Here is a 23,627-nt window from a genome sequence, read left to right on the forward strand (position 1 = left end):
ATATTATTAATTGATTAACAAAGGGGAAAATTATGAAGAAACAGGTAGAACAAATAGAAATAACTGATGATATAATTAGGAATAAATTTTATGAGATATTAAGCGGTAAAGATATAGAAGAACAGCAAACTATGGGATTTAATAATATAGATGAAATAAAAAGATATCAATTTTTTAGAGAAAGTTTTGTCAAAGAATTCACCGCTTTTATTGAAGATCCAAATAAAGATGTTGATAGTGTGCACTATGGGGCATACATCAATATAGCTAAAATAGCAAGAAATCCTAGAGATTTTACAGCTAAAGCAATTCAACAAGGTGATTACGATTTAGTTGATACTTTGTTAACAGCTTTAAGTATTGATCCAAATAAAGTAGCGTATATATCGGATGCTGCTGCTGGAAGTCTTTTATATTTTGCGTGTATTAATAATCAGAAAGAGATAGCTAGGCTTTTAATTAAAAAAGGAGCAAATATAAAATTTGCCGATGATTTTGGTATGATCCCCTTATATAATGCTATAGAAGCCAGGCATCTGGATATGGTAGAATTTCTACTTGAAAATGGAGCTGATCCTAATTACATGGGGAGGAAAATTTTCTCTTGTTTAGAAATAGTTACCTTCAGATACAAAGATATAGCTATGGTAACTAAATTGCTTGCTTATGGTGCGCTAATATGGAAGTTATAAATATGGATAATGAAAAGACCATATTTGAACAGTTAACATATTTAGGTAGAAGTTATTTGGCTGAGGGGCCTAAGGATAAGCAAAATAAAATAGATATGATAAAAGTATTTTTACAATACGGTGCTAATCCAGATGTACTGTATTCTAACGGTCAAATGATCCGTGACATGGAAGTAATTTATGAACCTTTGAAAGCTCTTTTAAAATTAGAATCCGCATTTCGTAAGAATGATTGCAAGGCAATAGGGGCTATTGACAAGAAAGATTTAGCTGGATTTGTTCAATGGAAAGCAGACATATTGCCGGTTATAAAAGCTGTTTCTAAGGATGAGTATATTAAAAGCCTATTAGAGCTAAATACATTTTCAAAACAAGTGAATTTGGATTCAGATGATTTTATAACACAACCATTAATAGAATTAAGAGCAAAGATAGCTAAATTGGCACCGTCTTTGAAGTTTTTATGCCTTTTAAAAATTGGAGATATTATTAAAGGTAATGTTGAAGGTGAGATAACATTTGATGAGAAGATAAAATATAATACTGTAATAAATTGGCTGAAAGAGAAAGAGATTTATATTGAAGTAGCAGGAGAAGCAGAGGCTCATACTGACTTAGTTTAAAGGTGGAGACTGGTACTGTCGAGCTTGTTGTATGGTTCAATTTTCCGTCATTGCGAGGCAAACTACGAAGTAATTGACAAAGCAAGCTCCCAGGATACTTGACAAGATTGCCACGTTGCTCCGCTCCTCGCAATGACGATTTGGTATCCATGCAACAACACCGCAATTTCCGTAGCTTATGACGATAGATAACACATCCTCACACTATCAACCCTTTAACTTGTGAGTTCCATAATTTTTGATATAGCTTACTATTTTTTAGTAATTCTGCGTGGCTACTGTCATCGATTATACTACCTTTTTCAAAAACTAAAATTCTGTCCATATTGAGTAAAGTAGATAATCTATGAGCAATAACTATCACGGTTTTATTTTGCATTAAATAATCCATTGACTCTTGAATTAGGCTTTCCGTTTCGCTATCTAAACTACTTGTTGCTTCATCGAGAATTAAAATAGGAGCATTTTTTAAGATAGCTCTTGCTATAATAATTCTTTGACGCTGACCGCCTGATAAGTTATTCCCCCGTTCACCGCACATAGTATCGTAACCGTCCGGTAAATTATCGATAACATCGTGGATATGTGCAGATTTTGCTGCTTCTATAACTTCCTCAAGAGTAGCTTCTTTTTTTCCGTATCTGATATTTTCCAAAATAGTACGATGGAAAAGTACCGGTTCTTGTGGTATAAGGCTAATAGCTTTTCTTAGAGAATCTTGAGTTACGTTTTTAATATTTTGATTATCTATTAAAATCATCCCTTCTTCTATATCATGTAACCTAGTGAGTAAACTAATAAAAGTGGTTTTCCCTGAACCGGAAAATCCGACTAGCCCTACTTTTTGTTTACTCGGTATTAATACCGATTTATTATAAAATAGATTGTTATTATGATGATAATTAAACGTAACATTTCTAAATTCAATAACACCTTCTTTGATATCTAAAGGAGTAGCATTTTCAATATCAGTTATAATATGCGGTGCCATTAGGGATAAGCCTTGATTAAATGCTCCGACCTGTTCGAACATATCACCGATTTCTTGCGTTAAATCCCAAATATCGTCTGCTACATTTATACATAATGTTAGAACTAATACGCAATTACCTATGCTTATAGATAATTCACTACGAAGTCTAGATAAATAATAGATCATTATAAAAATCATTATTGAACAAGAAGTCCCAAGAGCATAACGCAATTTGAACATAAAGAATTGCATAGTCTGCTCATCAGCTACGGCATTTTCTACTCTTGTTTCTAGATGTTGACGTTCAAATTTATGGGCTGTAAACATTCTAACCGCATTAATGTTGCTAATTGCATCTACGATACTACCAGCAACAAAAGATTGGCTTCTAGCATAATTTAATGAGTATTTATTGATTTTATCCGAAAAAAGAACATTAAGCCCTAAAAAAACCGTAATCCATAAAATAAATATCGTAGCAAAAACGTAATGTACCGAATATAAAGCAATTAATGCAAATACAATAATTGCTAGTTTACGAAGAATTTTTTCGCCGAATATCGAAATGATCATCTCAAACGATCTTGCGGTTTCAGTAATACGATTGCTAATATGTCCTGCTAGATTATCCTGAAAGAATTTATGGCTATGATATTGGGTATAATTATAAAGTTCATTTAGTATTTTTCCTTTTATTACGGGCATAGTTTTTAGATATAGATAATCATATGAACGATATGCTATATTAATACTCTCCCACCAAAGAGCATAAAATACTGCCCAGTAAATCATGGGAGATAAAAGATTATTAGCATTCTCATCGCTGCAAGATTCAATTAGATCAATGATTTTCTGAAGTAATATACTATCAATTGCCGGAATCATACCGAGTAAAATACAAATTACAGTCAATAAAGTAATTTTAACTTTATCGAATTTTAAAAAATAAATACCTAAGCTAAATGTTGATTTAGATAAAGTAGGGTATTTTATCACGATAATGTACCTCGATTTTAAAATAATATATTTTCGTGTTATTTTGGAGCATATTTTAATTTAATTATTTTGCAAAAATATACCTAAAAATATTAAATACTATGGAAAAATAATAAACAAGCCTTGCTTCTTACCCTAAATAATGCTACAAAATTCAGAAAATAACTTCAAAATCATTAGAAATGCAAGAAAAAGAATTATCTAATAATTTTTTAGAAGAACAAGAAAAGTCTAAGGAAGATGATTCTCCGTTCTTTGATGTAAAATATATTTGTCAAGCAAGTTTATTAATTACGGATTCTATCCAAAAAGGGTATGATGTAACGCAATTGCCCAATGGTGATATTAATGTTACAGAAGTAAGAATAGTAAATGTTCATTATAATTGGAACTCCGAAAAAGGAAAATTTGTTAAAACTAATCAGATAGAATTTAATAATAGCAAAGGTGGATGATTAAATCAAATACTGTATACTCGTTTAATTTGAAAAATTAGCTAAGTCGTCCTATAAGTACTGTGGTACTCACGTATTAAGTGTATGTTCCGCTCCTTGTCTTATAGACCGATTACTCTTTTCCAAATTAAACTTCGTCTACTCTTCATTACGCTTGGAGTGTATTGTTATTGTCAAAAAGCTTATTATCTTAAAACAGCAGCTTAAATATGGAATTTGATCAAGTATTATTATCGAGGATTCAGTTTGCTTTTACCATAAGTTTTCATATAATATTTCCTGCTTTTACTATAGGGCTTGCAAGCTTTTTAGCGGTAATTGAAGGGTTATGGTTAAAAACAAAAAAGCCGGTTTATCAAGAAATATACAAATTTTGGGTGAAGATTTTTGCCGTTACTTTCGGTATGGGAGTAGTTTCAGGCGTCGTAATGTCTTATCAATTCGGGACTAACTGGTCACATTTTTCAGATAAGGTTGGAAATGTCCTTGGTCCGCTTCTCGGTTTTGAAGTATTTACTGCCTTTTTCCTCGAATCTTCTTTTTTAGGTATAATGTTATTCGGCTTTAATAAAGTCAGTAAAAAAGTACATTTTATTTCTACGTTAATAGTTGCCGTTGGTACTGTAATCTCAGCTTTTTGGATACTTGCAGCTAGTAGCTGGATGCATACGCCTGCTGGTTTTGAACTGCGAGGCGAAGGATTCTTTTATCCTTTAAATTGGCTAGAAATTATCTTTAACCCTTCTTTCCCATATCGCTTTTTCCATATGATTACAGCGGCTTATTTAACTACTTCTTTTGTTATTGGTGGTGTAGGTAGCTTTTATTTACTAAATAATCGTTATAAAGAGCATGCTAAAATTATGCTTTTTATGGCGGTGTTAATGGCGTTAATCGTTGCACCTATTCAAATATTTATCGGTGATCTGCATGGTTTAAATACTCTTAAATATCAGCCGGTTAAAGTTTCGGCTATGGAAGGTATTTGGAATACGGAAAAAGGAGCGGCCTTTAATCTTATCGGCTTTCCTGACGGGGAAGAAGAAAAAACAAAATATGCTATAGAAATACCTTATGCTAGTAGTTTAATCTTAACGCATAACTTAGACGGTGAAGTGAAAGGATTAAAAGAATGGACAAAAGAAGAGCGTCCACCGGTTGCTGTGGTATTTTTTAGCTTCCGTATTATGGTAGGAATCGGTTTCTTAATGGTATTTACAGGTGTAGCCGGCTTATATCTTTACTTGAAGAAAAGATTATATACTACGCATTGGTTTCAATATTGGTATATATTAATGTCACCTTCAGGTTTTATTGCAGTACTTGCCGGTTGGTTTGTAACCGAGGTAGGTAGACAACCTTATATAGTATATAATATTTTAAAAACCGTAGATACGGTATCACCGGTACTTGGCAAATATGTATTTATTTCTCTAATTGCTTTTGTAGTAGTGTATGTGATCATTTTCAGAGCGGGTATATATTATATAATGCATTTGATAAAGAAAGGTATAGAAGCGATAGATAATAAAGAAATGTACGGAGAGATCGGTTTGAATAACCCATTATTAGAAAAGTAATAAGCTTATGTTAAATTTTGCACCTTATATAGATTTACCGCTTGTTTGGGGTGAGCTTATAGCTACCGCTATTTGTTTATATGTTTTATTAGACGGTTTTGATTTAGGAGTAGGGATCTTATTTCCGTTTGCACCTACTGATGATTGCCGTCATAAAATGATTAATTCTATTGCTCCTTTTTGGGACGGTAACGAAACTTGGTTAGTACTTGGCGGCGGTGGTTTATTTGCAGCTTTCCCGCTGGCATATTCACTATTAATGCCGGCTTTATATATTCCTATTACATTGATGTTACTCGGTCTAATATTTCGCGGTGTAGCTTTTGAATTCCGTTTTAAGGCTCATATAGGTCATCGTTATATTTGGGACTACGCTTTTCATTTCGGTTCTATGCTTGCTGTTTTTTGTCAAGGTTTAATGCTTGGTACGTTTGTCCAAGGAATAGAGATAGAAGGACGAGAATTTGCAGGGAGGAGCTTTGATTTTCTTACTCCCTTTTCCATTATGACGGGGATAGCATTAATATTCGGTTATGCACTCTTGGGTGCTACTTGGCTTATTCTGAAAACAGAAAAGAAAACACAAGATTGGGCTTATAAATCTGCTTTATATATTTTATTTTACGTTGCACTTTTTATGGGGCTTGTAAGCTTATGGGTTCCTTTCTTAAATAACCACATAAATCATCGTTGGTTTAGTGTACCTAATATTTACTATTTATCGATTGTACCTATTGTAACGGCTTTAATATTTATCAAGTTAATTAAAGCCGTTAAGCAGAAAAAAGAAGTAAAGCCGTTTATTTATACGATCTTGTTATTTTTATTAGGATATTTAGGGCTTGCGATAAGTATATGGCCATATATCGTTCCTTATAAAGTTACGCTTGAAACCGCAGCAGCAGCACCGGAGTCACAGTCTTTACTGTTGATAGGGGCTGGGATATTTCTACCTGTCATACTTGGCTACATATTCTATTGTTATTATATATTCCGTGGCAAATCATCTCATCATCCGATATATTAAAAAAATCACCTCTTGTCTAAAAGGGTGGCAATGGTTTATTATTCTATGGCTTAGCGGATTATTATCCACATTACTTTTAACTTATGTAGTTAAGTTGGTGTTTAGGATGATAGGGTAAAGAAGTAATTAAAATCGTCATCGTCATTGCGAGCGACTGCAAGGAGCGTGGCAATCCAGCAAAAAAATTAAACAAATGCTAGCTTATAGCATTTTTTACTGGATTGCTTCGTCAATTACTTCGTAATTTTCCTCGCAATGACGAAAAAATTGATCCATGCAACAAAGCTAATATTTACTTATAATAAATATAACTTAAAGATAAGAGAAAAAATAGTTATGATTTCAGAAGAAGATTATCGTAATATGAATGAGACCTTATATTTATTATCTATTCTTAATATGTATAAATCCATAATTGAAGGACGAGCAGAACCGATAGAAAAATGTAGCGATAAATTAGAATAATAATTGTTTCATTATAAAAATGCTTCATATGCGGATATATTATGAATAAGTCATTAACTGAAAAAATCTCAGCATTTATTATTACCAAAAATGAAGCGGCAAGAATAGCAAGAGCTATAAATAGCGTAAAAAATATTGTCGATGAGGTGATAGTAGTAGATAGTGAAAGTACTGATGATACAGTTAGTATAGCTGAAAAATTAGGAGCAAAGGTAATAGTAAAGCCTTGGCTTGGTTATATAGGGCAGAAATCTTTTGCCGAAAGCCTTTGCGTAAATGATTGGGTTCTTAATATTGATGCCGATGAGGAGTTGTCTAAAGATTTACAAGATGAAATAGAGTCTATTTTTGCATCTAAGAATCAAGATCAATATCTAGCTTATCAAATAAAGCTATTAATAATACATCGTAATGACCAAAAGCCACGAATGTTTGCTCCATTTAATAAATGTACTCGGTTGTATAATAAAAAATTTGCAAGTTTTGCAAATACCGTAAATAGTACTACTCATGATTCGGTGATATTTAATAAAGATGTTGATTTTGAAGGTAAAATTTATCTATTAAATGAGGCTGCTTATCATTATTCGGGTACTTCAATTGAGCAGTTGGTAACTAAAGCAAATTTTTATTCTAGCGAGCAAGCAAAAGATTTAATGATGCAAGATAAAAAAGTTTCAAATATCCGAATAGCATTTGAAATGTTATGGTGGTTTTTTAAAGCATTTTTTATCAGACGATATTTTATATTCGGTTTTGACGGTTTTGTAGATTCAATGATTTTTGCTTTTGCAAGGTTTCTAAGGCTTGCGAAGTTAAGAGAGTCATCGCTTAAATCAAAAAACGTCATTGCGAGCGACTATAAGGAGCATGGCAATCTCATGAAGTAATATAAAATTCCTGAGATTGCCACGTCGATGCTATGCATCTCCTCGGAATGACGATTTAGAAAATAAAAATAAATTATGAAAGAAAATTTTAACGTTAGTAAATTAAAAAACGGTTTGACAATTTTAACATATAATATGCCTTATGTTAATTCGGTAGCAATAAATTTAATTGCTAAAGTTGGAGCACGTTATGAAAATGCAGAAGAGGAAGGCATATCTCACTTTCTTGAGCATATGGCTTTTAAAGGTACAAAAACTAGAACGGCAAAACAGATAGCGGAAGAGTTTGACTCTATAGGCGGACATTTTAATGCCTATACCGGTCATGAGAATACGGTATATTATGCACGAGTCTTGTCTGAAAATTGTGATAAAGCACTTAATATACTTGCCGATATAATTCAAAATTCTATTTTTGCTGACGAAGAAATAGCTAAGGAATATCAGGTGATCATGCAGGAAATTGCTCATCATCAGGATAATCCGGATGACCTAGTATATGAGAAATTTTATAATAAAGTTTATAGAGATCAACCATTAGGTAAGTCGATCTTAGGTACTGCTAAAACCCTTGCAACTTTTACGAAAGAACATTTTTTTAATTTTATAGGTAAACATTATAATGCCGAAAATCTCTATTTATCAATTGCTGGTAATATTGATCATGATAAAATAGTAATTATAGCGGAACAGTTATTTTCTTCTTTGAAGCAAGGAGTAAAAAGTAGCTTTATTCCGGCAAAATATGTAGGCGGAAGCGGCTTTATTAATAAGGAGTTAGAGCAAACTAGTTTAGTGCTAGGGTTTGAAGGTACATCATATATTAATTTAGAAAAGCTTTACCAAACCCATCTACTTTCTATAATATTCGGCGGCGGTATGTCATCGCGTTTATTCCAAAATATTCGCGAGAAATTAGGTTTAGCATATGCAGTAGGTAGTTATAATAGTGCTTATTTTGATAGTGGAGTGTTTACAATTTATGCATCCACTGCACATGACAAGTTAGAATTATTATATAGAGAGATTAAAAATGAAATAATAAAAATGACTGAAAAAGTAAGCACAAAAGAGATTATGAGAGCTAAAACACAACTTCGTAGTAATTTACAAATGGCTCAAGAGAAAAATACCTATAAGTCAGAAGAAATAGGTAAAAATTATTCTGTTTTCGGTAAATATATTGCTCCTGAAGAGATTATGGAAATTATCATGAGTATAAAAGCTGATGATATTATTAATACGGCAAATAAAATATTTAGCGGTACTATTACGTCGGCAATTATCGGTCCGAATGATCTTCAGGGGTTTTAATGTCATTCCCGCGAGCTTGTAGCGGGATCTCAGGATAGAGCCTATGATAAAAGATCCCGTGGTCAAGCCACGGGATGACACAGAATACTTAAATGAATTTTGAGACAAATAAATGAAAAAAAAATTATATGAAGGTTCAAGTAAAATTTTATATTCCGCCGAAGAAGATTTTTTACTTATAATGGCTTTTTCCGATAAGGCTATTTTAGAAACCAGCGAGACTGTTGATATATCAGGTAAAGGAGTACTTAATAATAATATTTCTTCCTTTCTAATGGATAAACTGGAAATGATCGGCATTGAAAATCATTTTATCGAAAAAATAAATATGAGGGAGCAATTAATTCAATATGTCGAAGTTTTCCCGATACAAGTAATAATATCATCGGTAGCGTGCGGTAGATTTGTAAAAGAATTCGGAATGGATGAAGGGTATGTATTTGATAAACCGATCATTGATTTTAAGGTCCGAAGTCGTGAATTTAAATATCCGATAGTTAATGAGTATCAAATATTAAATTTCGGCTGGTTAACTAGGGATGAAATTAAAGCGGTAAAAGAGCAGGCTTTGCGTATATATGATTTTCTAAGCGGCTTATTTATCGGTGTCGGGATTCGGCTTGTTGAGTGTAAATTAGAATTTGGGCGTGTGTTTAACGGTGAAGAATCTATCATTATGTTAACTGATGAAATTAGTCCGGATAATTGTAGATTATGGCATATTAACAGTAATGAAAAATTAGGATTTGAATTGCTTGAAAAAGAACCAAATAAGGTTTTTGAATCATACCAGCTAATAGCTGATCGTTTAAAAGAAAAATAAATATATTTTTTAAGCGATATATGCTATTTTGGACTTGACAAATGCTCCGATGTCATCTTCCCGTGGCTTGACCACGGGATCTTGTATCACAGACTGTGTCCTGAGATCCCGCGATCAAGTTAGCTAGGATGACACATCAAGGTAACTAGATTCCCGCTTTCGCAGGAATAATATAAGAGAATTTTTAGTTTTTAATAATTTTTTACAGTAGAAAAGATGAAAATACGATTTATTATAATAAGCTTTATGGTTCTAATCTTAGTAGGATGGGGATATGCTGCCTATAAATTTGAACATCAAAGTAAAGAGAATATTATCTCTATTCTTGATCAATATGAAGAATATATAACTTATGATGCAATAAAAGTTAATAAATATGGATTTAGTGTTACTTTAAATAAAGTAATGTTAAAACCTATAGATTTTTATTTTGATGAAATAGTTATTAGGCATATACCGTGTTTAAATATTACAAAAATTGATTCTTACGGAAATAATATAAAAATTACTACCGCTCAAGATGAAAAAAATATTTTTTACTCACCTGATCATCATACAACAATTTGGTTTAGAAAATCTTTGTTTAATAGAGAGCCTGATTATTGGAAATTAAGCTTGAGTGACAATAAATCAACTCTTTATAGTTCTCTAGATGCAGAAAAATTAGCAGAGAGTGATATTAGTAATTCTGTAATTACTAATACTAAAACATCAGATAATCTTAATTTATTAACTGTGGATGGAAAAAGCACCATTTCTTTTACTTCTGAAAACTATAGTAAAAATTTATCTGATAAAGTTTTTAAATTTTTAAGAGATAAAATAGGAGAGGAAGCTAATTTTGACTCATTTGAATATGATGTAGCACAGTTGGATGCGTTAAATGTGCCAACTACTTATAATAGCCAATTAAAGCTTAAATATAGTGATGAGCTATTAGCTCTTGGAAAATTATTAATTCAAAATTTTTCTCTAGATCAAAAACAAGATGAAAATATGCATGCCGTTATTTTTATGCAGATATTAGGAGAATTAGTAAAAGGTAAGCCATTTTTATTTGCTTGCGATTTTGAAAGAAAAGGAAAAATAGAAAGTAATTTATACAAATTAAATATAGAAAAAGATAAAATTTTTGATTTTGCTTTAAATATTAAATCTACTAAAGAACCTTCCGAAATATACCAAAAAACGGCAGTTGAAGCTTTAGGACGTTACTTTAGTAATGGTTTAAACAAAAGAGCCGAGTTAGACAAAATTTTTAAACTAACTAGCCCTATTACTCAAGAAGACGGGGAAAAAGTAATGGGTATTTTTGCAAAAATAAATAATTCCAAATTTAATTTAAAAGGTGAGTTTGATCCCGAAGAAAAAAAATTATCCGGTAAAACTAATCTTGTAATGGATGATTTTAATTTTGCTATTGATATTGATATGCCTAATTTAGAGAATCCTATGAATCTAGAAAGCATAATAAAATTATCGGATCCGAGTGCGGTTATAAATAATTTTGTGAATTATACTAATAATGCTATTATACCGGTACTTAACAAAATAGAAGATTCTAAGGAATTTGCTTTAAATCTAGGAAAACAATCTTCAGTGATAAAGCAATACGGTTTTGGAGCAATAGAAGCTTTTAGTAAAAATTCTGAATTAAAAGACGGTGAATCTTTAGTAGTTGATGTAAAAAGTAAAGATGCCGGACTAACCTTTAACGATAAAGCTATTGATCAGATCTTTAGTGATGCAAGAGTATTAGAATTTATGAATGCCATGGTTATGATAGATCAAGAAAGAAAACAAGTTGTCGGTAAATAATTTAAAGTATTGTTCAGTTCGAGAAATTGTCATCCCTAGCTAGAAGCGGGAATCCAGTGAAACATATAAAAAAACAAGTTTTTTGTATGTTTATTTTATCAAATATGTAACTTCTATATCAATATTGAAGTTATTTTTCTAGATCCCCGCCTACGCGGGGATGACATCGAGTGGGTTTTTCAATCCATGCAATAAAGCCGATTTGATTTCGGGATCCAAAAAAATAAAAAAGACTGGATACCGTGGTCAAGCCATGTTATGACAACGAATTTTTCAAGAACCATACCGACAACGTGTAAAGTGGAAACCTAGAAAAAATAAGTTGGAATAAAAAATGATAAATATATCTTTTCCTGACGGTAGTGTAAGACAATTTGAAAAAAACATTACCGCCTATGAAGTAGCAAATGCAATTTCAATGTCACTTGCAAAACAAGCAATGATTGCTGAAATAAACGGTGAGTTTAAAGACTTAAGTACTGTAATTGAAAATAATTGTAAGCTTCGTATTTTAACTGCAAAAGATCCTGAATGTCTTGAGATCATCAGACATGATGCAGCTCATATTATAGCTGAAGCTGCTAAAGAATTATTCCCTGATATTCAGGTAACTATCGGTCCTGCAATTGAAAACGGTTTCTTTTACGATTTTGCTAAGGATACGCCATTTACGCCGGGTGATGTGGCGATGATAGAAGCAAGAATGCATGAAATAGTCAAGCGAAACGAACAAATTACTAGAGAGCTATGGGATAGGGATAAAGCCGTAGAGTTTTTTAAATCGATAGGAGAGCATTATAAAGCCGAAATTATTGCTTCAATTCCGGCAGGTGAGCCAATTACTTTATACAGGCAAGGTAATTTTATTGATCTATGCCGAGGTCCGCATGCTCCCTCTACAGGGTTTGTTAAGCATTTTAAGTTGATGAAAGTTGCAGGAGCTTATTGGCGAGGTGATAGTCGTAATGAGATGTTGCAGCGTATATACGGCACGGCGTGGGCTACGAAAGAGCAACTAGATAATTACCTTTTTATGCTTGAAGAAGCCGAAAAGCGTGATCATAGAAAACTTGGGCGTGAGCTTGATTTATTCCACTTCCAAGAAGAAGCTCAAGGAATGGTATTTTGGCATGATAAGGGCTGGAGTATATATAATACTATCGAGCAATATATTAGGAAAAAGGTTCGTAAAAACGGTTATATTGAAGTTAAAACTCCTGTTTTGGTGGATAAAAGCCTTTGGGAGGCTTCAGGACACTGGGAAAAATTTCGTGATGATATGTTTGCGTTAGAAACAGATGACAAGACATTAGCTTTAAAGCCGATGAATTGCCCTTGCCACGTGCAGATATTCAAACAAGGTATCAAGAGCTATCGTGATTTGCCTCTTCGTATGTCGGAGTTTGGTTTGTGTCACCGTAATGAGGCGTCCGGTGCATTGCACGGTTTAATGAGAGTACGGAGTTTAGTGCAAGACGATGCACATATATTTTGTGCGGAGGAACAAATTACCGATGAAACGGTTAGTTTCTGTAAGCTACTTACGGAAGTTTATAAGGATTTTGGTTTTACCGATATCAAGGTAAAATTTTCTGATCGTCCTGAAATCAGAGCAGGAAGTGATGAAGTTTGGGATAAGGCTGAGAATGCTTTAAAAGAAGCAGTAGAAAAAGCAGGTTTTACTTATACGCTAAACCCAGGCGAGGGAGCATTTTACGGACCGAAACTGGAGTTTGTTTTAACCGATGCGATAAGACGGCAGTGGCAATGCGGTACACTTCAGATGGATTTTGTATTGCCGGAGCGACTCAATGCTAGCTATATCGCAGCAAGCGGTGAGAAAAAAAGACCTGTAATGCTGCATAGAGCAATACTAGGTTCGCTTGAGCGTTTTATCGGTATATTGATCGAAGAATATGCCGGGCGTTTTCCTCTTTGGCTTGCTCCTATACAGGTCGCCGTGGCGACCATTACCAGTGATTTAAACGATTATGCTTTAGAAGTGCAAAAAGCTTTAGTTGATAATGGCGTAAGAACGGATATTAATATCTCACCTGATAAAATTAACTATAAAATTCGTGAGTTTTCTAATCAAAAAATACCAATGATTGCTGTAATCGGTAAACAAGAGCAAGAAAATAAACAAGTAACGATTAGAAGACTCGGAACTACTGACCAGGAAGTATTATCGATCGAACAGTTGATAACATTAATTAAGGAAGAGAATAGTAGGTGTCTTTAAGAAAAAATGTATCAAGATTTAACGTCATTGCGAGGAAATTATGTAATAATTGACGAAGCAATCTAGTTAAAAATTCTGATTTACAGAATTTTTTATTATTTTTGCTAGATTGCCACGCTTCTTGCAGTCGCTCGCAATGACGATATCAACCATTTTTAGGCAATGCCAATGTGCTAAATAACTACCGGTAGATTTTAAATCTAAAATGTGATATAAGACATTTATAATATGTATCATAGGGATATGATATCCCAGTTAGGAAAAATCTCAAGGAGCTTATGTGAGAACTATTATTAATATAGCTGATTCGCAAGTTAAAATTCTAGATCAATTATCCAAGAAAAAAAAGTATCAATAGATAAAATTATTAAGCAAGCTTTAGCTAGTTACATTTTTTTTAAAACTTTTTTATAATTAACCTGAATGAAGAAATTGCCGAGATGCAGTAATCCTTCGTAAAGAAAATAAAATTAAACTATCGATGCTATAATATGGGCTACTGCAAGGTTTACCAATAGCATATTAATCACAAGAAATACTAAAGATTTCCCTGTTAATGCTTTTGATATAAAAGTACCTTACAGCATATAGGTTAGATCTGGGCATTCTTTATAGAACCTAAATGTGACCAATATTCTCTCAACTTATGAAAATCAAAACTCATCCTGTTTCTTTTTTATGGTCTGTTATAAAGCCGTATAAATATCTATATCTAATTATGATGATTGCTCTAATCGCAAGTGGTTTTCATCTTATTTTATATAACTATGCTGTGAAGCTTTTGCTTGATTTATTTACCCAAAATGAAAAGATTACATTTGCTCAAAGTTATAAACCGATAATATGGTTTGTAGCAGCATAAGCTATACTTGACGGGGCTTGGCGTGCTCACAATTTTGCACAGCTTATAAAGCCATGCCTTATATCTTTTATGTCATCATTGTTTTAATTTGCCATACACTTATTGTCAAAATAACCTTTCCGGCTCTATAGTCGGAAGAGTACGGGGCATAGGTGATAATTATTCTAAAATGCACCAAGCAATTGAGTATAAATTAAGCCAAACTCTACTTATTACATTATTTTCCGGTGTTACTCTTGCCTATATTAATATTAAAATATGTATTATTATTGTTGGTTTTACTGCTGTTTATTTACTGCTTGCATTACGGTTTTTTATCAAACTTGCAAAAATGGAGCAGGATAAGCAAGATTCTTGGTATAATTTATTTGGTATCATAGCTGATTGTATTACAAATATCTTTACTATTTTTTCATTTGCAGCAAAACAGAGAGAATTAAATAAAATAGAAGATTATTATCATAATGTGCATAATATTTTAACAACTAGATATTATAAATATGATCTCATTATCTCTATAATATTGAACTTAGTATATTGGGTATATTTGATAGGAGTATTTGTATATGTAATTTACTTGCGTAATCTTGGTGAGATCGGTATCGGTGATATCGTTTTTATTATGTCCCTAACTTTTTTATTTGCTGAAAATTCTTGGCATGCTACTATGAGAGTTAAAGACTTTTTAGAAGATGTGGCAGCGTTTCGCTCCGTCTTTACAATCATGAAAATCCCACAAGATACTATAGATAAAGAAAATGCCGCTGAATTAAAAATTTCTAAAGGGGAAATTATATTTAAAGATATATCTTTTGCTTATAAAGAAGGGAGTAGTGTATTGAACAATCTTAATTTGCATATAAAAGCCGGTGAGAAAGTGGGTATTGTGGGGCATTCAGGCGGCGGTAAATCTACTTTGATTGCATTATTGTTGAAGAACTTTAAAGCCGGAATCGGAGATATTATAATTGATAACCAAAGTATTTACGATACTTCTTCTGATAGTCTGCGGGAGCAGATATCATTAATTCCTCAAGATATTATGCTTTTTCATCGCTCAGTAGGTGAGAATATCGGGTATGTGAAAGAGAATGCATTGCCTAAGGAAATAGAAAATGCCACCAAAGCTGCAAATATCCATGAATTTATCGAAAGTTTACCGGAAAAATATAACACTATTGTCGGTGAGAGAGGAGTAAAGCTAAGCGGCGGACAGAGACAACGCATAGCAATTGCCCGTGCTATTCTTAAAAACGCTCCGATCTTGGTTTTAGATGAAGCAACTTCAAGCCTTGATAAGCCATACAGAGCAAGAGGTATAAAAATCTATTAATACAATGCTTGATATTGATAATGTAACTATAATTGCTATAGCTCATCTACTATAAAACACATGGATAGGATATTGTTATGGATAAAGGCAAAATCGTAGAAGACGGTACTTTTAAGGAACTCTGGGAGCATCAAGTTAACGGCTTTGTTTAAAAATTAGTATTTAGGTGTTGTTAACTAATTATAGAAATCGTCATTGCGAGCGATCTTTGATCGCGTGGCAATCCAGAAAAAATAATAAAAAAATTCTGTAAATCAGAATTTTTTACTGGATTGCTTCGTCAATTGCTATGCAATTTCCTCGTAATGACGAAAAAACTGATCTACGCAGCAATGCTTTCTTATAATGACGAAAAAACAATATTTATAATATAATTTTGTTGGACTTTATTCCTAAAAAAACTTACTATTTAGGAATACACTCCTAAATAGTAATAAAAAAATGTTTAACAGATATATAAAATTAATCTTAGATAAAAAGCAAACTGCTTTTTTATAGGGGGCAAGAAAAACAGGGAAATCTACTTATTTAAAAGAATTATATCCGAATTCTATATATTATGATTTATTAAAAACCGACTTACAGATTAGATATTTAAAACAGCCGTCAAGTTTTCGAGAAGAAATATTAGGACTTGAGAAAGATAAGCTTACTTTACCGATTATAGTAGATGAAATACAAAAAGTACCGGCATTACTTGATGAAATACACTGATTTATAGAAAATACAGACAGCTATTTTATTTTATGCGGTTCAAGTACAAGAAAATTAAGAGTAACAGGAATAAATTTATTAGGCGGTAGAGCAATAAAATATAATTTTTATCCTTTAGTATATCCTGAAATAAAAGAAGAGTTTAATTTACTTAAGATATTCAATAATGATTTAATCCCGCTACATTTCGCTAGTAATAATCCTCGTAAACTCTTAAAAGCCTATGTAGAAGATTACTTAACAAATAAAATTCATGTTGAAGGGTTAGTGCGTAATATAGCAGCTTTCAGTAGATTTATAGATAGCATCGCTTTTTTTCTCACGGTGAGTTGTTAAATTATTCTAATATAGCCTGTGATTGCGGAATAGACGCAAAAACAGTTAAGGAATATTATCAGAGACTTGTCGACACGTTAGTAGGATATTTAATTTATCCTTATACTAAAAAAGTTATATAGAGAAATTATATCGTCTATTCCAAAATTTTATTTTTTTGATGTCGGAGTTGCAAATAATATCATGCAATACCAATTTAATGAAGTAAGAGGAGCGGAAGCAGGAAAAGCTTTAGAACATTATATATTTGCGGAACTGACAGCTTATTTAGAGGTTTAAACGATCTCGATTATCGTATAAATTACTGGCGTACCAAAACAGGTTTAGAAGTTGATTTTATAGTTAGTACTATTAGAGGTAAAGCGGTGCCGATCGAAGTGAAAATATCATCAAATGTACATAATAGCGAACTTCGAGGGATTAAATCTTTTATAGAAGAACATCAACTAAGTAAAGGTTATATTGTTTGTTTGGAATCAAATCTTAGAAAAGTAATTTAGGGTACGCAAGAAATAGATATAATACCGGTGCAACAGTTTTTAGAGAAATTATGGAATCATGAAATTTTATAAATGAATGTCATTCCCGCGAAAGCGGGAATCCAGAAAAAACTTTTAAAAATCAAGAAATTACAGGTATTTTTGATAATTGCTTTAAAGTTTCAGAAAAAAAATAAAAATTCTCCTGGATTTATATATTTTTTGGATTCCCGCTTTCGCGGGAATGACATACTTTTGAGTTATACCCCTAAGGTTTTTTTACCTTTAGATTGTTCTTGTTCAACTGCTTGAATATGAGACTTGACTTGAGGGATTGCAAGATCGACTACATGTTCATATCTAACACCGTTTTCAAATAAAACTTGACCGCATTTATTCACTTGAATAACATCTTCTTTAGAGAATTTATTTAAAATAATTTCCGTGATGTCATAAAGGAATTTCCAAGATAATTCTATTCTTTCTTGTAATGTCAGCTTTTTATTTTCCGGTTTTTGACTATTAAGGACAACATTTGGTGAATCGTCAATATTACCTCCTTCAGCAGGTAATATATTTTTTTTACGTGCTGCTATTTCCTTATAAATTAAAAATATTAATAATAATACTAAGCAACCTACGGCAATTAAAATATGAGTATTAGAATTAGACACTATTTTGCTCTTCCTTGTTGTTGAGTTAAGTTTTGTGTTTTAGAAAGCAGTAACCACTGCTTTACCTATATTAACTAAGTTAGCTATATCAGGAGCTAGCTTTGCAACTGCTAAGACCGGAGGCGGTAATAAGTTAGTTTTTATTGTTAGACTTATAATATTTCCGAGTTCTTTACTTCCTGGTATTACTCCTACTATTTTTTTTATGTCACTTGCAATTTCCGTAGCTTTTTCTGCGGCTTTACATAAGGATTCTATCTTTTCACCAAAAGAAGCTTCCGGATTTAATACTTTTAATAATTCTGTTTTAGTTTCATTTAGATTACCCGAAATAGTATTCTTTACAGAGTTTAATTTGTCAATATTTATATCTTGCGGAATTGCACTTTCAAGATTACTTTTTAGTTCTGCTATTTTTTCTTCTACTTCATCTTTGCTTTTTGGTATAGCTTTAGCAACTTTTGCAACATTCTCTAGTGAAACTTTGTTATTAGGGTTTTTATTTACTATTTCAATAATTTTTCGAGGTGGTTCCTTTGATATTTCTGAAATTGCGGCAACTTTCTTGGCTTTTTCATAGATGCTTTCAAGCTTCTCATTAGATTTAGCCTCTTCCCTTATTTCTTTTATATCATTATGCAATTTTGTTATTTTTGGCAATAATTTTTCAGAGTCAATAAGATTATTTATTTTCTCAAATATTCCGCTTGTTTGAAGGAATATCCCAAGAATTGGTATTTGAGTTGATATGACCCTGACTAATATATTTTCTAATGATTCTATAATTTTTTTAGAAGCTCCAGGATAGAGTTTATCTAATTCTTGCTGAAATTTTAAAACTTGTTCTAAAACGTTTAAACATTTTTCTACAATAATCCCGTCAAATAAAAAGATATCTTTTGTTTTTAACTGTTCTTGATATGCTTTCTCAAGTGCTTCAGATAAAGTAGTTAGAGATTCTTGGATTGTCCTATTAAAAAGTTTTTCTATTTCCTCTATATCAATATTTTCAGTGTGAGATAATTCATTTAAAGAATTTTGTAAAATATAAAATAAATGATCTTCTAAATCTTTTACATTCATTTTCAAAGATTTTGTAAAACCATTTAATTTTATTAAAAGTCTTTGTAATGCTTCTTGTTGTTCTTTATTTAGTCCGCTGAAACTAGAAAAATCAATTATAGACATAAAATTTATTATTTTGTTACCAAATGTTAATTAATCTTAAAGCTTTATAACCGTAAAATAAAATGTAAAATAGTGATCATTGCCCTTGAGATTAATTTTTGTTATATTACGTGCTAACATTGCTACAATAGATTAATATTGTTTTATTGGGATATAGGTATATTCTTGAAAGATTAAACTAATCTAACTAACATATTATCAATTATTCAAAAAATTTATGCGTAAATTAACTATATTTATTGTTATATTATTACTAACTAGTTCAGTTGTCGCTGTTGATTTACAGGAAGCTTTAACTGAAGGATATAAGAATAATGAGGAGCTGAAAGCTGCTAGAATTAAGTTTTTAGACTCGATTGAGCAGTTTCCACGAGCTTTTTCAGGGTTTATGCCTAGTGCCGGATTGCAGATTAATAGACAAAATAATAAGACTAAATATAATAAAAAATATGCAGATAGACTTGGTCTTACTCCAAGGGCAACAGATAGCGATCAAGGTGCATTAACAATTCAACAGTCTCTATTTAACGGTGGTTCTAGCGTTGCGGCTCTTAAAGCTGCTGAAGCAGGATTTAGAGCCGCACGAGGTGCATATTATGCCGGTGAACAAAAAATATTATTAAATTTAATAACTGCGTATCTTGATTGTTTTGAGAGCAAAGAGAAATATGATATTTCTGAAAGTAGGGTTCGCACTAACATGCAACAAGTTAACACCATTGAGGAGAAATTAAGACTTGGAGAAGCAACGGAAATAGATATAGCAACCGCAAGAGCAGGGCTTGCAGCGGCAGAAACGAATAAACTAGCTGCTTATGCCGATTTTCAAGGAAAAAAAGCAAATTTTATTAGAGTATTTGGAATAGAGCCGACTAATATCACTATGCCTGAGTTACCTAAAATGTTACCTGCTTCATTAGATGAGTTAATAGGAAGAGCTGTTAAGCTCAATCCTGATATTGATTCGGCAAGGCATAATGTAACTTCGGCTAAAGCCTTAGAAATGGCAGAAAAAGGGAAATTATTACCGCAAGTAAGCGTGCAACTGCAATCCGGTAGAACGCACTACAATCCACAAGGTGATATAAATGCTATAAGTAATAGAAGCTATACTACTATTCTTTCGGTAAATATTCCTATTTATCCTGAGGGAGGAGCTCAATATTCAAGAATCAGATCGGCTAAAAATCAAACAAGAAATAGTGCAGTTCAGCTTGATAGTACGATAAAGCAGACCCAAGCAGGGGTTGTAAGTGTGTGGGAGGGATTTGAAGCAGCAAAATCTCGTATTGTTGCAGCTAATCAAGGAGTGGATGCTGCTCAAATATCATATGACGGTACTGTGCAAGAGGAAATAGTCGGGTCTAAAACAATGTTAGATGTTTTAACTGCCGAAGAAAAATTATACGAAGCAAAAATAACTTGTGTGGATGCGTATAAATCTTCAGTACTTGCGGCATATCAAATGAAATTGTTAACCGGCGAGCTAACGGCTCAAAGTTTAAAACTTAAAGTAAAATATTTTAGTCCTGAAGAAGAGTTTAAGACTATTAAAAAGAAAATGTTTATAGGTTTCTAACGTGAGTAAGGAAAATAAAAAGAACCAAGATATGTCTATAGAAGACATATTAAAATCGATCAAAGGAGTAATTAACGAACGTAAAAATCCTATTCACGAAAATGATAGTGAAAATGAAGATATATTAGAGCTAACGGAAATAGTAAATCAAGATGAAGAAGAAAGGTTAATATCAACTAAATCTGCTGAAGAGGTAGGTGATATTTTTAAAAATTTTACCGATACTATTAAAGATAAAAAGCTGGATAATAATATTTCATCTAAAAATGCACTTGAAGAATTAGTCGTTGAGATGTTAAAACCGGAACTTAAAGCTTGGCTTGACAAAAATCTACCTTTACTTGTTAAAGAGTTAGTAGAGATTGAAATAAAGAAATTGGTGCAGAATAGTAAGAGGTAGGAGAGTAAATTATTGTCATACCGTGGCTTGACCACGGTATCCAGAAAAAAATTTAAAAGACTGGAGGCCGTGATCAAGTCACGGCATGACAGGATAAATAAGGAATTATATGTTAAATAAATTATGTAAGATATTATTTTTTATCAATCTGTTATTGGTTGCAGTGCAAAGTTATGCTTCACCTCCGCCCTTACCGCCATCATTACCGGCTGCTGAAGTAGATACTAACGATAAGGATGTTAGCTCTAGTTCCGATATTTCTTTTTTTGATAAATTTAAGCAATTTTTTAGTAAAACAAAAAAGAAAGATATACCCCCTAAGCAGGCAAATGAACAAACTAAAGCAGACCATCAAGAAGAACCAAAGCTCGCTTCCCAAGAGCCTAATGAAAATGAACAAGCTGAGTCGTTTATAGATGTCGGTAATACAGCATTGCCTAGTGCCACCGCAAGTAATGAACATGAAAGTAGTGTAAATTTAGCTTCTCATGACATTCATAAATCTAATGAAAACGAGGTATCTGAACCTTTTATAGATGTTGGTAGTACAACATTGCCTAGTGCTGCAAGTAATGATGTTCATACAAATACTGAGCATGAAAATAGTACAAATTTAGCTTCTCATGATAACACACCGGATATACAAGTTACACAACAAGAACCTAATAAATCGGAAACATCTGAACCTTTTATAGATATTGGTAGTGCAAAGTTACCTAGTGCTACAAGTAATGAAATGCATGAGGAAGAAGTTGCTTCTAATGAGCATAATGATACAAATTTAGCTTCTAATATTATAACTCCTAACGTACCGAGACCGATAGTATCGATGCCTCCGGCTCAAGCAGGAAGTTATGTAGTGCCTCCGCAGCGACCGGTGCAAATATATAAACCGACCAATTTATCGCCTGTGCATAAGCCTATTCCTCTTAATCCACCTCCTGATGCTAATAAAGAGGAAGAAAGCGTAGCACCGATATCACCGCCGTCGATACCTAATATGCCTGCTGTTTCTCCGCCTGTGGTTAGCCCGCCGGTAACCCAAGATACTATACCAAGTACTATGCCGACAACAGTACCTCCTGCAGAAACTCCGGTAGTACCTAGTAATGTACCTACACCGCCGGTAATGCCTACAGATCAACCGTCTACACAGCCTATAACACCGACTAGCCCAAATACACCCGTTACTACTCCGCCTAAAGTAGTTCCTACAACCGATTCTTCGGCGGAAATAAATAACTTGCAGGAGACATTTATTGCTGTTTCAAATGTCCCAAAAAAACAAGATTGGAATACTCCGCTTATACCCGTTGTTGTAGTGAAGCCGAATCAACCTCAGCCTTTAGAGAAGCAAATTAAGAATAATCAAACTACGAATAATCAAGAGAAATCACCGCCGATAAGCTCTCCAAATGTCACGATTCAAAAACAAGATAATAACGTAAATAATGAAACATCGGAGTTGGTAACAAAATTTGTTAAAGATGAAACGCAAATGTTACTTTTACCTGATGATGATATAGTTCTTGGTAAACTAACAGAGCAAGCGACTTTAGAGCAGATGGATATGTATGCATATATAGGGCTATTTCAAAAGAAAGAAGAATGGATAGTAAATGCCGAAAGAAGAAAAGTTGTAGAGAGTTTTATTAAATATGATAATGATATAAATAAAAAGAAAGATATTTATGCCAACCTATCTTATTATAGTGCAGTAGATAATGCTTTTAGAGCAGTTGATAGAAACAATCTTTGGGGGTTGCGTGCGTTACTTGACGTTTATCCGATATTGCAAGAAAAGAGCAGATTAGGTGAAACATTACTAACTGCTGCTATTTATAATGATAATTACTATTTAGCAAAATTTTTGGTCATACGAGGTATTAAAATTTCTACTCTAAATGATGAGTGCCAATATCCATTAGATATTGCATTAGCTCAAGGAAACGCTAACATAGCTTGCATGCTAATCAAAGCTAAGGGGTATAACTGATAAGATTATTTTTATCGTCATTGCGAGCGACTGCAAGGAGTGTGGCAATCTCATGAAATAGTATAAAATCCTGAGATTGCTTCGTCAAAACTTACAGTTTCTTCTCGCAATGACGTAGAATTTTCAAATAATTTCTTTCAAAGCAGAATTGCTTTTCTATATTAAATA

General features: G+C 32.6%; 20 protein-coding genes and 3 pseudogenes. 19 read left to right on the forward strand and 4 right to left on the reverse strand.

Annotation, left to right across the window (positions count from 1 at the left end; all coding sequences use genetic code 11):
• Positions 1–32 precede the first annotated feature (32 nt).
• Entirely contained in the window at positions 33–692 is a 660-nt protein-coding gene (locus AB1146_RS04415) for an ankyrin repeat domain-containing protein (protein ID WP_010423629.1), read from the forward strand.
• Between the two features lie 2 nt (positions 693–694).
• Entirely contained in the window at positions 695–1,315 is a 621-nt protein-coding gene (locus AB1146_RS04420; protein WP_355403587.1) for a hypothetical protein, read from the forward strand.
• Between the two features lie 199 nt (positions 1,316–1,514).
• On the opposite strand, the gene AB1146_RS04425 is transcribed toward AB1146_RS04420, so the two are convergent.
• A complete protein-coding gene (locus AB1146_RS04425) occupies positions 1,515–3,284 on the reverse strand; it encodes an ABC transporter ATP-binding protein (RefSeq protein WP_010423627.1) in 1,770 nt (589 codons plus the stop codon).
• 182 nt (positions 3,285–3,466) lie between these two features.
• Between AB1146_RS04425 and AB1146_RS04430 the strand changes: the two genes are divergently transcribed.
• The 10 genes and pseudogenes from AB1146_RS04430 (at position 3,467) to thrS (ending at position 13,898) form a co-directional block, all read left to right on the forward strand.
• The gene (locus AB1146_RS04430) at positions 3,467–3,739 is read left to right on the forward strand and encodes a DUF2671 domain-containing protein (protein ID WP_010423626.1); all 273 of its coding nucleotides are present in this window, start codon (positions 3,467–3,469) and stop codon (positions 3,737–3,739) included.
• A 209-nt stretch (positions 3,740–3,948) separates the two neighbouring features.
• Positions 3,949–5,319, forward strand: coding sequence for a cytochrome ubiquinol oxidase subunit I (locus AB1146_RS04440; RefSeq protein ID WP_010423625.1), 1,371 nt, complete (start codon positions 3,949–3,951; stop codon positions 5,317–5,319).
• Positions 5,320–5,326: 7 nt separating this feature from the next.
• On the forward strand, positions 5,327–6,346 hold the full coding sequence (cydB, locus tag AB1146_RS04445) for a cytochrome d ubiquinol oxidase subunit II (RefSeq protein ID WP_010423624.1): 1,020 nt from the start codon (positions 5,327–5,329) through the stop codon (positions 6,344–6,346).
• A gap of 154 nt (positions 6,347–6,500) precedes the next feature.
• A pseudogene (locus AB1146_RS04450) lies at positions 6,501–6,612 on the forward strand (lytic transglycosylase domain-containing protein); the annotation flags it as partial.
• Positions 6,602–6,811, forward strand: a complete 210-nt coding sequence (locus AB1146_RS04455; protein ID WP_147141823.1) for a type II toxin-antitoxin system Phd/YefM family antitoxin — start codon at positions 6,602–6,604, stop codon at positions 6,809–6,811. The pseudogene AB1146_RS04450 and the gene AB1146_RS04455, both read left to right, overlap by 11 nt.
• A 41-nt stretch (positions 6,812–6,852) precedes the next feature.
• A complete protein-coding gene (locus AB1146_RS04460; RefSeq protein WP_010423622.1) occupies positions 6,853–7,701 on the forward strand; it encodes a glycosyltransferase family 2 protein in 849 nt (282 codons plus the stop codon).
• Positions 7,702–7,776: 75 nt separating this feature from the next.
• The gene (locus AB1146_RS04465) at positions 7,777–9,015 is read left to right on the forward strand and encodes a M16 family metallopeptidase (RefSeq protein WP_010423621.1); all 1,239 of its coding nucleotides are present in this window, start codon (positions 7,777–7,779) and stop codon (positions 9,013–9,015) included.
• A gap of 112 nt (positions 9,016–9,127) precedes the next feature.
• Positions 9,128–9,838 carry a phosphoribosylaminoimidazolesuccinocarboxamide synthase gene (locus tag AB1146_RS04470; protein ID WP_010423618.1) on the forward strand — a complete coding sequence of 237 codons (711 nt, stop codon included), beginning with the start codon at positions 9,128–9,130 and terminating at the stop codon, positions 9,836–9,838.
• A gap of 216 nt (positions 9,839–10,054) precedes the next feature.
• A complete protein-coding gene (locus AB1146_RS04475) occupies positions 10,055–11,656 on the forward strand; it encodes a hypothetical protein (protein ID WP_010423617.1) in 1,602 nt (533 codons plus the stop codon).
• Between the two features lie 334 nt (positions 11,657–11,990).
• Positions 11,991–13,898, forward strand: a complete 1,908-nt coding sequence (gene thrS / locus AB1146_RS04480; RefSeq protein WP_010423616.1) for a threonine--tRNA ligase — start codon at positions 11,991–11,993, stop codon at positions 13,896–13,898.
• Positions 13,899–13,912: 14 nt separating this feature from the next.
• Here thrS and AB1146_RS04485 read toward each other — a convergent pair.
• A pseudogene (locus tag AB1146_RS04485) lies at positions 13,913–14,025 on the reverse strand (lytic transglycosylase domain-containing protein); the annotation flags it as partial.
• Positions 14,026–14,544: 519 nt separating this feature from the next.
• On the opposite strand from AB1146_RS04485, the gene AB1146_RS04490 reads away from it, so the two are divergent.
• From AB1146_RS04490 to AB1146_RS04505, 4 genes are all read left to right on the forward strand, one after another.
• The gene (locus AB1146_RS04490) at positions 14,545–14,760 is read left to right on the forward strand and encodes a hypothetical protein (RefSeq protein ID WP_232203634.1); all 216 of its coding nucleotides are present in this window, start codon (positions 14,545–14,547) and stop codon (positions 14,758–14,760) included.
• 88 nt (positions 14,761–14,848) lie between these two features.
• Positions 14,849–16,093, forward strand: coding sequence for an ABC transporter ATP-binding protein (locus AB1146_RS04495; RefSeq protein ID WP_029374832.1), 1,245 nt, complete (start codon positions 14,849–14,851; stop codon positions 16,091–16,093).
• Positions 16,094–16,645: 552 nt separating this feature from the next.
• The gene (locus AB1146_RS04500) at positions 16,646–16,807 is read left to right on the forward strand and encodes a hypothetical protein (protein WP_332252588.1); all 162 of its coding nucleotides are present in this window, start codon (positions 16,646–16,648) and stop codon (positions 16,805–16,807) included.
• A gap of 701 nt (positions 16,808–17,508) precedes the next feature.
• Positions 17,509–17,643 (forward strand): hypothetical protein, encoded by a 135-nt coding sequence (locus tag AB1146_RS04505; RefSeq protein ID WP_269572105.1) that lies wholly within the window; start codon positions 17,509–17,511, stop codon positions 17,641–17,643.
• Positions 17,644–17,882: 239 nt separating this feature from the next.
• Here the strand turns inward: AB1146_RS04505 and AB1146_RS04510 are convergent, their stop codons facing one another.
• Positions 17,883–18,296, reverse strand: coding sequence for a DUF2660 domain-containing protein (locus tag AB1146_RS04510; protein WP_010423614.1), 414 nt, complete (start codon positions 18,294–18,296; stop codon positions 17,883–17,885).
• Positions 18,296–19,484, reverse strand: a pseudogene (locus AB1146_RS04515) (hypothetical protein). Before AB1146_RS04515 ends, AB1146_RS04510 begins: the two are co-directional and overlap by 1 nt.
• A 217-nt stretch (positions 19,485–19,701) precedes the next feature.
• Here AB1146_RS04515 and AB1146_RS04520 point away from each other — a divergent pair.
• The 3 genes from AB1146_RS04520 (at position 19,702) to AB1146_RS04535 (ending at position 23,459) form a co-directional block, all read left to right on the forward strand.
• A complete protein-coding gene (locus tag AB1146_RS04520; protein WP_010423612.1) occupies positions 19,702–21,063 on the forward strand; it encodes a TolC family outer membrane protein in 1,362 nt (453 codons plus the stop codon).
• A 1-nt stretch (position 21,064) separates the two neighbouring features.
• Positions 21,065–21,463 (forward strand): DUF2497 domain-containing protein, encoded by a 399-nt coding sequence (locus AB1146_RS04525; RefSeq protein ID WP_010423611.1) that lies wholly within the window; start codon positions 21,065–21,067, stop codon positions 21,461–21,463.
• A 109-nt stretch (positions 21,464–21,572) separates the two neighbouring features.
• On the forward strand, positions 21,573–23,459 hold the full coding sequence (locus AB1146_RS04535) for an ankyrin repeat domain-containing protein (protein ID WP_010423610.1): 1,887 nt from the start codon (positions 21,573–21,575) through the stop codon (positions 23,457–23,459).
• Positions 23,460–23,627 lie beyond the last annotated feature (168 nt).

The organism is Rickettsia helvetica (genome assembly GCF_963970025.1).
GTDB classification, from domain to species: Bacteria; Pseudomonadota; Alphaproteobacteria; order Rickettsiales; family Rickettsiaceae; genus Rickettsia; species Rickettsia helvetica.